This is a genomic window from Streptomyces sp. NPDC058052, from assembly GCF_042885515.1.
GTDB lineage: Bacteria > Actinomycetota > Actinomycetes > Streptomycetales > Streptomycetaceae > Streptomyces.
Window position 1 is genome coordinate 124,994 of sequence record NZ_JBHVRX010000012.1, and the last position, 11,962, is coordinate 136,955.

The 11,962-nt window shown below is 72.3% G+C and carries 8 protein-coding genes; 4 read left to right on the plus strand and 4 right to left on the minus strand.

Translation table 11 applies throughout. From position 1 onward, the window contains the following. Positions 1–2,259, minus strand: coding sequence for an MMPL family transporter (locus ACFVU3_RS18885; protein ID WP_390067453.1), 2,259 nt, complete (start codon positions 2,257–2,259; stop codon positions 1–3). Positions 2,260–2,424: 165 nt separating this feature from the next. On the opposite strand from ACFVU3_RS18885, the gene ACFVU3_RS18890 reads away from it, so the two are divergent. Then, complete coding sequence (locus tag ACFVU3_RS18890; protein ID WP_390067454.1) at positions 2,425–3,081, plus strand: TetR/AcrR family transcriptional regulator; 657 nt, start codon at positions 2,425–2,427, stop codon at positions 3,079–3,081. Here the strand turns inward: ACFVU3_RS18890 and ACFVU3_RS18895 are convergent. Further along, positions 3,056–4,285 (minus strand): cation:proton antiporter, encoded by a 1,230-nt coding sequence (locus tag ACFVU3_RS18895; RefSeq protein WP_390067456.1) that lies wholly within the window; start codon positions 4,283–4,285, stop codon positions 3,056–3,058. The two genes, ACFVU3_RS18890 and ACFVU3_RS18895, sit on opposite strands and share 26 nt — an antisense overlap. 64 nt (positions 4,286–4,349) lie before the next feature. Here ACFVU3_RS18895 and ACFVU3_RS18900 point away from each other — a divergent pair, with 64 nt between their 5' ends. The 3 genes from ACFVU3_RS18900 to ACFVU3_RS18910 all read left to right on the plus strand — a co-directional run bounded on the left by ACFVU3_RS18900 (position 4,350) and on the right by ACFVU3_RS18910 (position 7,871). Then, positions 4,350–5,294: a PrsW family intramembrane metalloprotease gene (locus ACFVU3_RS18900; RefSeq protein ID WP_390067457.1), complete on the plus strand. Its 945-nt coding sequence runs from the start codon at positions 4,350–4,352 to the stop codon at positions 5,292–5,294. A gap of 49 nt (positions 5,295–5,343) precedes the next feature. Next, positions 5,344–5,568, plus strand: a complete 225-nt coding sequence (locus tag ACFVU3_RS18905) for a heavy-metal-associated domain-containing protein (protein ID WP_390067459.1) — start codon at positions 5,344–5,346, stop codon at positions 5,566–5,568. Positions 5,569–5,645: 77 nt separating this feature from the next. After that, positions 5,646–7,871, plus strand: a complete 2,226-nt coding sequence (locus ACFVU3_RS18910; protein ID WP_390067461.1) for a heavy metal translocating P-type ATPase — start codon at positions 5,646–5,648, stop codon at positions 7,869–7,871. Between the two features lie 358 nt (positions 7,872–8,229). Here the strand turns inward: ACFVU3_RS18910 and ACFVU3_RS18915 are convergent, their stop codons facing one another. Further along, positions 8,230–9,519 (minus strand): citrate synthase, encoded by a 1,290-nt coding sequence (locus tag ACFVU3_RS18915; protein ID WP_390067463.1) that lies wholly within the window; start codon positions 9,517–9,519, stop codon positions 8,230–8,232. A gap of 178 nt (positions 9,520–9,697) precedes the next feature. After that, the gene (locus tag ACFVU3_RS18920) at positions 9,698–11,929 is read right to left on the minus strand and encodes an ATP-dependent RecD-like DNA helicase (RefSeq protein WP_390067465.1); all 2,232 of its coding nucleotides are present in this window, start codon (positions 11,927–11,929) and stop codon (positions 9,698–9,700) included. Between the last annotated feature and the right edge of the window lie 33 nt (positions 11,930–11,962).

Below are 11,962 nucleotides of genomic sequence, written 5' to 3' on the forward strand. Positions count from 1 at the left end.
TCAGCCTCGGCTGCCGACGGGCTCGCGCACCTCCTCCGCGTCCCCGGGCGCGCCGGCCGGGGCGGCGGGCGCCCCGGACTCGCTGACGCCGAAGCGGTCGTGGAAGCGGCGGAGCGGGCCGGGGGCCCACCAGGTGAGGCGGCCGGTCAGCTTCATGACCGCGGGGACGAGGAGGCTGCGGACCACCATGGCGTCCATGAGGACGGCGAGGGCGACGCCGAGGCCGAGCATCTTGGTGTTGGTGACCCGGGAGGTGCCGATGGCGACCATGACGACGGCGAGGATGACGGCGGCGGCGGTGATGAGCCCGCCGGTGCGGGCGAGGCCGAAGCGGACGGCGCCCTCGTGGTCGCCGGTGGCGTCGTACTCCTCCTTGATCCGGGAGAGCAGGAAGACGCCGTAGTCCATGGAGAGGCCGAAGGCCACGCAGAACATGAGGACCGGCAGCGTCGTCTCGATGTCGCCGGTGGCGGTGAAGCCGAGGAGGCCGGAGAGGTGTCCGTCCTGGAAGACCCAGACGACGGCGCCGAACATGGCGGTGAGGCTGAGGGCGTTGAGGACGACGGCCTGCACGGGGACGACCAGGCTGCCGGTGAGCAGGAAGACCAGCAGCAGGGTGACGAGGACGATGATGCCCGCCGCCCAGGGCAGCCGCTCGGCGATGGCGTCCTTGGAGTCGACGAGGACGGCGGCCTGACCGGTGACGGAGGTGGCGAAGGGGGCGTCGGCGGCGCGCAGCTCGCCGACCGCGCGCTGGGCCCCGTCCCCGGCGGCCGGGCCGTCCGGGACGACGCTGTAGAAGGCGTGGGTGTCCGCGCCGGTGCCGGAGACGACGGGGCCGTCGACGCGGACGATGCCGTCGAGGGCGGCAAGGCGCTCACGGTAGGCGCCGTACTCGGCGGGGGTGGCGGAGCCCTCGGCGAGGACGGTGAGGCTGCCGCCGGGGTCGCCGGGGAAGCCGGCGCGCAGCTCCTCCTGGACGATCCGGGAGGTGGCGGTGGCGGGGAGCTGCCGGTCGTCGGCGGTGCCGAACTTCACGCCGAGGAAGGGCAGTCCGAGCAGGACGAGACCGGCGGTGGTGAGGACGGCGAAGACGGGGGCCCGGCGCATCACCAGGCCGGCCGCGCGGGACCAGCCGCCGTCCGCCGGGGCGTCCTTCGCGGGGGCGCGGCGGCGGCGGAGCAGCCGGCGCAGGTCGAGGGCGTCGACCCGGTGGCCGAGGAGCACGAGGGCGGCGGGGAGCAGGGTGAGGGCGGCGGCCGCGGCGAGCAGGACGACGGCGATGCCCGCGTAGGCGAAGGAGCGCAGGAAGTACTGCGGGAAGACGAGCATGGCGGCGAGGGAGACGGCGACGGTGAGGGCGGAGAAGAGCACGGTCCGTCCGGCGGTGCGCAGGGTGGTGCGGACGGCGGCGGCCGGTTCGGCGCCGGCGGCCAGCTCCTCGCGGTAGCGGCGGACGACGAAGAGCGCGTAGTCGATGGCGAGGCCGAGGCCGAGCGCGGTGGTGAGGTTCTGCGCGAAGACGGAGACGTCGGTGAACTCGGTGATCCCGCGCAGCACGGCGTTGGTGCCGAGGATGGCGACGATGCCGACGCCGAGCGGCAGCAGGGCGGCGACGGCGCTGCCGAAGACCATGACGAGCAGGACGAGGGTGACGGGCAGGGCGATCAGCTCGGCCCGCAGCAGGTCCTCCTGGATGATCGACTGCATCTCGTGGCGGACGGCGAGGCCGCCGCCGAGGGTGACCTCGACGGGTCCGTGGGTGCCCCGGTAGGCGGGGGCGATGCGGTCGAGGAGCTCGCCGGCCGCCTTCTCCTCGCCGGCGATCCGGGCGGCGACGACGGCCTTGGTGCCGTCCTCGGAGCGGAGGGCGGGCGAGCCGCCGGCCCAGTAGGAGCCGACGCCCTCGACACCGGGCTCGGCGGCGAGCCGCTCGGTGAGCCGGCGGGCCTCCGCGGCCACGGCGGGGTCGTCGACCCCGGCCTTCCCGGCGTCGACGAGGAGCAGCAGGTTGGGCTGGGAGCCGGGGAACTCCCGCTCCAGCGCCTTCGTGGCGTAGCTGGACTCGGCCGCCGGGTCCTCCCAGCCGCCGCTGCCCATCCGGTCGGCGACGCCGCCGCCGGCGAGGACCGCGAGGGCGGTGAGGACGAGGGCGACGAGGAGCGTGATCCGGGGCCGCGCGGTCACGAAGCGCGTCCATCCCCCGCCCCGGACCTGGCTTCCGCCCCGCGCGGAGGGCGCTTTCTTGACTTCGGGCATGACGCGGTGTCCCCTTCACCGTGGCCCTCGCGCTCGCTTCCCGGCAGGTCACGAGGGCCGTCCATTGCCATAGACTGGCAAACACGAGTGATCGCTCGCGTCTTACAAGAATGCGAGCGACCTCTCGTATTTGTCAACGCGTATCGAGGAGGACTGGGGACAGCCATGCCCGAGGACCCGAAGCCGCGCCGCCGACAGGCCCGCGGCGAACGCCGCATCTCCCAGCTGCTCCAGGCCGCCGCCGCGGTGTTCTGCGCCAACGGCTACACGGCCACCAGCACCAACGCCATCGCCCGCGAGGCCAAGGTCTCGCCGGGCACGCTCTACCAGTACTTCCCGAACAAGGAAGCGATCGCCATCGAGCTGGGCGGCCGGCTCATCGGCGAGATGCGCGAGGCGCACGGACAGGTCTTCACGCCGGCCAACATGGCGCTGCCGCTGCCGGAGCTGATCGACGCGGTGCTCGACCCGATGATCGAGTTCAACTGCGCCAACCCGGCCTTCCTCGCCCTGATGCACGGCTCCGAGGTGCCCGGCCGGATCGCCGAGGAGCACGACGAGCTGCACGCCTCGCTGCTCCGCCAGGTCCGTGAACTCGTCGGCGCGCGGGCCGTCCCCGGCCTGCCCCCCGAGCGGCTGGACCCGATCGCGGACATGGCCTTCGCCGTCTTCAAGGGCGGCCTCGCGCTGATCGTCGCCGCCGAGGAGGGCCCCACCCGCGACGCGGCCGTCGCCGAGCTGAAGAAGGTCATGCTCCGCTACCTGGCACCGGTCTTCGGCGAGCCGGACACCTCCGTCACCACGCCTCCGACGACCCGCTGACCTCCCCCTCCTCCGCCCCCGCCCCCTCCGGCACCCGGTCCCGGCCCGCCCGCCCCCGCATCGCGAGCAGCGGGAAGACCAGGACGGAGACCATCCCCGCGCCCACGAGCGCCGCCGCCTCGCCCGCCGACAGGGCCTCGTCGTCCAGGCCGATGGTGGTGATGGCGACGACGAGCGGCAGCGCGGTGGAGCCGTACAGGACCAGCGCGCCGCGGTCCGTCCGGTCGAGGTCGCGCGGTGCGAGGAACCACATCGGGCCGCCGCGCACCACCAGGAAGAGCAGCAGGAAGACCGGCAGGAGGAGCAGGGCGCGGCCGCCGGAGAGCAGCGAGTCCAGGTCGAACTCGATGCCCGTGACGACGAAGAAGACCGGCACCAGGAAGCCGAAGCCGACCCCCTCGACCTTCTCCAGGATCTCCGGGCCGGCCTCGGGCGCCGCCCCGGTGAGCACCAGCCGGGTGATGAGCCCGGCGGCGAAGGCGCCGAGCAGGACGTCGAGGCCGAGCGCGGTCGAGGCGCCGAGCATCAGGGCGAGCAGCAGGAAGACGAAGCGGACCGCGAACTGGCCGCTGGTGTGCAGGGTCTTGGCGATGACGGCGGCGAACCACGGCGGGCGGGGCCGCAGCGCCCAGTAGACGGCGGCCGCGGTGAGCGCGGCGAAGACCGCGAGGAGCACCGTGGACTCGGCGGCGCTGCGCCCACTGAGGAGCAGGGCCATGGCGATGATCGGCCCGAACTCGCCGACCGCGCCGAAGGCCATGACGACCGAGCCGAAGCGGCCGCGCAGCCCCCCGGAGTCCCGCAGCACGGGCAGCACGGTGCCGAGGGCGGTGCTGGTGAGGGCCACGCCGATGAAGACCCCGGTGGAGTACCCGCCGCCGAGCAGGATGCCGGCGGTGAGGCCGAGGGCGAGCGCGGCCACCCAGGCCCAGACGGAGCGCCTGAGGGTGTCGCCGCGGACCTTGCCGAACTCGATCTCGTACCCGGCCAGGAAGATCAGCATGGTGAGGCCGAGCTCGGAGAGGCCGTCGATCAGCTCGCTGGAGCGGGCCCAGCCGAGGACGTCGGGGCCGATGACGATGCCGAGGACGATCTCGAAGACGGCGAGCGGGACGGGGACGCGGCGCCCCACCCAGTACGCCAGCAGAGGCGCCAGGACGGCGATCACCATGATCAGGACGAGCGTGCTCCCCGAATGCGACATATCGGGTATCTACCATAAGCTCCGGTCAGATGCCCTGTCGGCGGAGGGACTTGGAGGCCCGCGGATGCACGAGTACCGGCCCACGACCCAGCCCCCTCCCCCGCCGCCGGCGCCTCCCGGGCCGGCCGGACCGCGCCCCGGCCTGTGGAAGCGGTGCCTGTGGGGCGGGCTGGCCCTGTGGGCACTGACGGCGGTGGTCACCTACGCCACCGCCAACACCACCCTGCTGCCCACCCTGATCCTGCTCGGCAGCTTCCTGGTCCCGGGCGTCTTCGTCCTCTGGGCGTACGAGCGGCACGGCCGCGACCTCGGGCTGCCGGTGATCCTCGGCTGCTTCGTCACCGGCGGCATCCTGGGCGTCCTCGGCGCCTCGGTCATGGAGTACTACCTGCTCCACCCCTCCCTGTGGATGTTCCTCGGGGTGGGACTGATCGAGGAGGCGGTGAAGCTGGCCGCCCTGATGTTCGTCGTCCGGCACCGCCCGTACCTGCGCGGCCGGCGCGCCGGCCTGGTGCTCGGCGGGACGGTCGGCTTCGGCTTCGCGGCCTTCGAGAGCGCGGGGTACGCCTTCAACGCGGCCGTCACCATGGACGGCATCGACCTGCGCTCGCTGCTGGAGACGGAGATCCTGCGCGGGGTGCTCGCCCCCTTCGGACACGGCCTGTGGACGGCCATCGCGGGCGCGGTGCTCTTCTCCTTCCGCCGCCCCGACGGCCGCTTCCGCCTCGCCGGGCCGGTCGTCGGCACCTATCTGGGAGTGGCGGCGCTGCACGCGCTCTGGGACTCGATGCACGGGATCGCGCTCTGGCTGGTGCTCCGCCTGACCACCACGAACCTCGACCGCTCGCTCTTCGCCCAGGGGTACCTCCCGGAGCCCACGTCCCGGCAGGAGCACCTGTTCACCCTCTTCTCGGTGGGCGGTCTGGTGCTGGTGACACTGGTGGGACTGGCGTGGCTGAGATCGCTGGCGCGACCCGAACCGGCCAGAAGTGGCATTTATACCCCCTAGGGGTATAACATCGCGGGTGTAAGGCTCCGAACCGAAGAGGAGAACCCCCATGGCCGCCGAGACGCAGACCGAACTCACCACCGTCTACCAGGTCAAGGGCATGACCTGCGGCCACTGCGAGGGCGCCGTCTCCGCCGAGATCTCCGCGCTCCCCGGCGTCTCCTCGGTCACCGCCGCCGCCGGGACCGGCGAGGTCACCGTGGTCTCCGCCGCCCCGCTCGACCGCGAGGCCGTCGCCGCCGCCGTGGACGAGGCCGGCTACGAGCTGGTCTGACCGCCACCTCGACGTCAACGATCCGCAGGGCCGTACCGTTACCGGGTACGGCCCTGCTCCCCTTTCTGGAACCGCACATGACCAGCACCGCCCCCGACGTCACCGTCACCGAACTGACCATCGGCGGGATGACCTGCGCCTCCTGCGCGGCCCGCGTCGAGAAGAAGCTCAACCGGATGGACGGCGTCACCGCGACCGTCAACTACGCCACCGAGAAGGCGCACGTCGAGCACGCCCCCGGCATCGGCGTCGACGCGCTCATCGCCACCGTGGTGAAGACCGGTTACACCGCCGAGGAACCCGCACCGCCGGAACCCGAGGCGCCCGGGGAACCCGGCGGCACCGACGCCGACCCCGAGCTCGACGCCCTGCGCGGGCGGCTCGTCGTCTCCGCCGTCCTCGCCGCCCCCGTCGTCCTGCTCGCCATGGTCCCCGCCCTCCAGTTCGACCACTGGCAGTGGCTCTCCCTCACCCTCGCCTCCCCCGTCGTCGTCTGGGGCGGCCTGCCCTTCCACCGGGCCGCCTGGACCAACCTCCGGCACGGCGCCGCCACCATGGACACCCTCGTCTCGGTCGGCACCCTCGCCGCCTACGGCTGGTCCCTCTGGGCACTCTTCCTCGGCGACGCCGGCACACCCGGGATGCGCCACGGCTTCGACCTCACCGCGGACCGCGCCGACGCCTCCGGCACGATCTACCTGGAGGTCGCCGCCGGCGTCGTCACCTTCATCCTCCTCGGCCGCTGGCTGGAGGCCCGCGCCAAACGGAAGGCCGGCGCCGCCCTGCGGGCCCTGATGGAGCTCGGCGCCAAGGACGTGGCCGTCCTCCGGGACGGCACCGAGGTGCGCGTGCCCGTCGCCGCCCTGCGGACCGGCGAGCTGTTCGTCGTCCGCCCCGGGGAGAAGATCGCCACCGACGGCACCGTCGCCGAGGGCTCCTCCGCCGTCGACGCCTCCCTGCTCACCGGCGAGTCCCTGCCCGTCGACGTCACCGCCGGCTCCTCCGTCACCGGTGGCTGCGTCAACGTCTCCGGGCGGCTCGTCGTCCGCGCCGACCGGATCGGCGCCGACACCCGGCTCGCCCGGATGGCCCAGCTCGTCGAGGAGGCCCAGAGCGGCAAGGCCGAGGTGCAGCGGCTCGCCGACCGGGTCTCCGCCGTCTTCGTCCCCGTCGTCCTGCTGATCGCCCTCGCCACCCTCGGCTTCTGGCTCGGCTCCGGCGCGGGCGCCACCGCCGCCTTCACCGCCGCCGTCGCCGTCCTGATCATCGCCTGCCCCTGCGCCCTCGGCCTCGCCACCCCGACCGCGCTGCTCGTCGGCACCGGACGGGGCGCCCAGCTCGGCATCCTCATCAAGGGCCCCGAGGTCCTGGAGTCCACCCGCCGCGTCGACACCGTCGTCCTCGACAAGACCGGCACCGTCACCACCGGCCGGATGACCCTCACCGGCGTCCACCCCGCCGACGGCACCGACGAGAAGGAGCTGCTGCGGCTCGCCGGCGCCCTGGAGCACTCCTCCGAGCACCCCGTCGCCCGCGCCGTCGCCGCCGGCGCCGCCGAACGGCTCGGCGTCCCCCTCGGCGAGCTGCCGGTCCCCCACGACTTCGAGAACGTCCCGGGACTCGGCGTGCGCGGCTCCGTCGACGGCCTGCCCGTCCTCGCCGGCCGGGCCGCGCTGCTCGCCGCCGAGGGCGTGCCGGTCCCCGCGGACACGGAGGCCGGGGCCGTCCTCGTGGCCTGGGACGGGGCCCTGCGCGGCACCCTCACCGTCGCCGACGCCGTCAAGGACACCAGCGCCGAGGCCGTCGCCCGGCTCCGCGCCCTCGGGCTGCGGCCGGTGCTGCTCACCGGCGACCACCGGGCCGTCGCGGAGACCGTCGCGGCCGAGGTCGGCATCGGCGAGGTGATCGCCGAGGTGCTGCCCGAGGAGAAGGCCGGGGCCGTCCGCAAGCTCCAGGAGGAGGGCCGTACGGTCGCCATGGTCGGCGACGGCGTCAACGACGCGGCGGCGCTCGCCACCGCCGACCTGGGGCTCGCGATGGGCACCGGGACGGACGCGGCCATCGAGGCGAGCGACCTCACCCTCGTCCGGGGCGATCTGCGCGCCGCCGCCGACGCGATCCGGCTCTCCCGCCGGACTCTGGCGACGATCAAGGGGAATCTGGCGTGGGCCTTCGGCTACAACGTGGCCGCGCTGCCGCTCGCCGCGGCCGGACTGCTCAACCCGATGATCGCGGGCCTGGCCATGGCGTTCTCGTCCGTCTTCGTGGTCACCAACAGCCTGCGCCTCCGCCGGTTCCGTTGATTTCACCTACACGTGACGCACAAGTCCTTCACAAAGAGACCTAGATCACAGATATTGGGGGGTAACCATCTGGGCTGTTCGCGAGTCTAAGTGGGCGATGCCAGAACGTCTTGGGGGACGTTCGTCGGGAGGTCTTGGGGGACGTCCCGACAGGCAAGCGCGGCCGGGGCACGTGCACCGGGGAGCTTTGAGCGGCCCTCCCGTACGTACCCCGGCAGACCGCGCACCGGACGCCCGGCCCGGATCCCGTGGGGGGAATCCGCACCGGGGATATGGGAAGCGCCCCGCTCGCCGACCCGTGGGGGGATCGGAGAGCGGGGCGCTTCTGTACGTCTCAGTCGACCTGTGCGGGGCCGGCTCAGCGCTCGTCGACCGGGACGAAGTCGCGCAGGACCTCGCCGGTGTAGATCTGGCGCGGGCGGCCGATGCGGGAGCCGGGCTCCTTGATCATCTCGTGCCACTGGGCGATCCAGCCGGGGAGGCGGCCGAGCGCGAAGAGCACGGTGAACATCTCGGTCGGGAAGCCCATCGCGCGGTAGATGAGGCCCGTGTAGAAGTCCACGTTCGGGTAGAGGTTGCGCGAGACGAAGTAGTCGTCGGAGAGCGCGTGCTCCTCCAGCTTGAGCGCGATGTCCAGCAGCTCGTCGGACTTGCCGAGGGCCGAGAGGACGTCGTGCGCCGCCGCCTTGATGATCTTGGCGCGCGGGTCGAAGGACTTGTACACCCGGTGGCCGAAGCCCATCAGGCGGACGCCGTCCTCCTTGTTCTTCACCTTGCGGATGAAGGAGTCGACGTCGCCGCCGTTGGCCTGGATGCCCTCCAGCATCTCCAGGACCGACTGGTTGGCACCGCCGTGCAGCGGGCCCCACAGGGCGGAGATGCCGGCGGAGATCGAGGCGAACATGTTCGCCTGCGAGGAGCCGACCAGACGCACGGTGGAGGTCGAACAGTTCTGCTCGTGGTCCGCGTGCAGGATGAGGAGCTTGTCGAGCGCCGAGACGACGACCGGGTCGAGCTCGTACTCCTGGGCCGGGACCGAGAACGTCATGCGCAGGAAGTTCTCGACGTAGCCGAGGTCGTTCCGCGGGTAGACGAACGGGTGGCCGATCGACTTCTTGTACGCGTACGCGGCGATCGTCGGCAGCTTCGCGAGGAGCCGGATCGTCGACAGGTGGCGCTGCGTCTCGTCGAACGGGTTGTGGCTGTCCTGGTAGAAGGTGGACAGCGCGGAGACCACCGAGGACAGCATCGCCATCGGGTGGGCGTCCCGCGGGAAGCCGCGGAAGAAGTTCTTGACGTCCTCGTGGACCAGCGTGTGCTGGGTGATCTCGTTCTGGAAGGTGGAGAGCTCGTCGCCCTTCGGCAGCTCACCGTTGATCAGCAGGTAGGCCACCTCCAGGAAGGTGGACTGCTCGGCCAGCTGCTCGATGGGGTAGCCGCGGTACCGCAGGATGCCCTGCTCACCATCGAGGTAGGTGATCGCGGATTTGTAGGCGGCGGTGTTGCCGTATCCGCTGTCCAGGGTGACCAGACCGGTCTGGGCTCGCAGTTTCCCGATGTCGAAGCCCTTGTCGCCGACGGTGCTCTCGACCACCGGGTAGGTGTATTCACCGTCCGCGTACCGCAGTACTACAGAGTTGTCGCTCACGTCATCCCTCACCGACGTAGTGCCTCTTCTTCGAGGTGCCCTGACTGTCTCTACCATCCCCCACTTGGCTCAGGAGAGTGCACTCGGGGTCGCCATTGGGCCAATCGGCGGCACTCAGTGCCGCCAACCTGCTTATCCTGCCCCCTTCGCCCCGGTTCCGGTAGTCCTCCGTGATCTTTCACACGGGGGCACCCCCTGTGAGCCGGTGGGCCAGTGCGGTAAAGCGCCGGCCGGCCGAGACCGTACGGACCGCCTGGGCGATCGCGCGGCGCGAACCGACCAGCACCACGAGCTTCCGGGCCCGGGTGACGGCCGTGTAGAGCAGGTTCCGCTGGAGCATCATCCACGCACTCATGGTGACCGGGATCACCACGGCCGGATACTCGCTGCCCTGCGAACGGTGGATGGTGACCGCGTACGCGTGGGCCAGTTCGTCCAGTTCGTCGAAGCCGTACGGCACCTCCTCGTCCTCGTCCGTCCGGACGGTCAGGCGCTGTTCCACGGGGTCCAGTGCCGTCACCACTCCGACCGTACCGTTGAAGACCCCGTTCGCCCCTTTCTCGTAATTGTTCCTGATCTGGGTGACCTTGTCGCCGACACGGAACACCCGGCCGCCGAACCGCTTCTCCGGGAGGTCCGGCCGGGCCGGGGTGATCGCCTGCTGGAGCAGCCCGTTCAGCGCGCCCGCGCCGGCCGGACCGCGGTGCATGGGGGCCAGGACCTGCACGTCCCGGCGCGGGTCGAGGCCGAACCTGGCCGGAATGCGCCGGGCGGCCACCTCGACGGCCATCCGGGCCGCGTCCTCCGTCTCCTCCTCCGCGAAGAGGAAGAAGTCCGGCAGGCCCTGGGTGCGGGGCGGGGTGCCCGCGTTGATCAGGTGCGCGTTGGTGACGACGCCGGACTCCTGGGCCTGCCGGAAGATCCGGGTCAGCCGGACCGCCGGCACCGGGCTGCCGGGGGCCAGGAGGTCGCCCAGGACCTCGCCGGCGCCGACCGACGGCAGCTGGTCCACGTCCCCCACCAGGAGCAGGTGGGCGCCCGGGGCGACCGCCTTGACCAGCTTGTTCGCGAGCAGCAGGTCCAGCATCGACGCCTCGTCGACCACGACGAGGTCGGCGTCGAGCGGGCGGTCCCGGTCGTAGGCCGCGTCGCCGCCCGGCCGCAGCTCCAGGAGCCGGTGGACGGTGGACGCCTCGGCGCCGGTCAGCTCGGCCAGCCGCTTGGCGGCGCGGCCGGTCGGCGCCGCGAGGACGACCTTGGCCCGCTTCGCCCGGGCCAGCTCCACGACGGACCGGACGGTGAAGGACTTGCCGCAGCCGGGACCGCCGGTGAGGACCGCGACCTTCTCCGTCAGGGCGAGCCGGACGGCCTGCTCCTGCTCGGGCGCCAGGGTGGCCCCCGTACGGTCCGCGAGCCACGCCAGCGCCTTGTCCCAGGCCACGTCCCGGAAGGCGGGCATGCGGTCCTCCGGGGTGCGCAGCAGCCTCCGCAGCTGCCCGGCGAGGGAGAGCTCGGCCCGGTGGAAGGGGATCAGGTAGACGGCCGTGACCGGCTCGCCCTCCGGGCCGGGGACCGCCTCCCGGACGACCCCCTCGGGGTCCCCGGCCAGCTCGGCGAGGCACTCGATGACGAGTCCGGTGTCCACCTGGAGCAGCTTCACGGAGTCGGCGATCAGCCGCTCCTCGGGGAGGAAGCAGTGCCCCTGGTCGCTCGACTGCGAGAGGGCGTACTGGAGGCCGGCCTTCACCCGGTCGGGGCTGTCGTGCGGGATGCCGACGGCCTGGGCGATCCGGTCGGCGGTGAGGAAGCCGATGCCCCAGACGTCGGAGGCGAGGCGATAGGGCCGGTCGCGCACGACGGAGATCGAGCCGTCGCCGTACTGCTTGTAGATGCGGACGGCGAGGGAGGTGGAGACGCCGACCGTCTGGAGGAAGACCATCACCTCCTTGATCGCCTTCTGCTCCTCCCAGGCGGCCACGATGTTCCTGGTCCGCTTGGGTCCCAGTCCGGGGACCTCGATGAGGCGGCCGGGATCCTCCTCCAGGACGTCGAGGGTCTCCAGGCCGAAGTGGGTCGTGATGCGGTCGGCGAAGACGGGTCCGATGCCCTTGATCAGGCCGGAGCCGAGGTAGCGGCGGATGCCCTGGACCGTGGCGGGCAGCACCGTCGTGTAGTCGTCCACATGGAACTGGCGCCCGTACTGCGGGTGGGAGCCCCAGCGCCCCTCCATCCGCAGCGATTCCCCCGGCTGGGCGCCGAGCAGCGCGCCGACGACGGTGAGCAGGTCCCCGGCGCCGCGGCCGGTGTCGACCCGGGCGACCGTGTAGCCGCTCTCCTCGCTGGCGTACGTGATCCTCTCCAGCACCCCCTCGACCACGGCGGGGCGGCGCGGCTGACCCTCGTTGGACATGGACCGACCGTAGCGAAGGCCACCGACAGCGCG

Bases quoted from the DNA above. Each gene is read 5' to 3' on its own strand.
- ACFVU3_RS18920 (WP_390067465.1), bottom strand. From the start codon at position 11,929: ATGTCCAACGAGGGTCAGCCGCGCCGCCCCGCCGTGGTCGAGGGGGTG.
- ACFVU3_RS18910 (WP_390067461.1), top strand. From the start codon at position 5,646: ATGACCAGCACCGCCCCCGACGTCACCGTCACCGAACTGACCATCGGC.
- ACFVU3_RS18890 (WP_390067454.1), top strand. From the start codon at position 2,425: ATGCCCGAGGACCCGAAGCCGCGCCGCCGACAGGCCCGCGGCGAACGC.
- ACFVU3_RS18905 (WP_390067459.1), top strand. From the start codon at position 5,344: ATGGCCGCCGAGACGCAGACCGAACTCACCACCGTCTACCAGGTCAAG.
- ACFVU3_RS18895 (WP_390067456.1), bottom strand. From the start codon at position 4,285: ATGTCGCATTCGGGGAGCACGCTCGTCCTGATCATGGTGATCGCCGTC.
- ACFVU3_RS18900 (WP_390067457.1), top strand. From the start codon at position 4,350: ATGCACGAGTACCGGCCCACGACCCAGCCCCCTCCCCCGCCGCCGGCG.
- ACFVU3_RS18885 (WP_390067453.1), bottom strand. From the start codon at position 2,259: ATGCCCGAAGTCAAGAAAGCGCCCTCCGCGCGGGGCGGAAGCCAGGTC.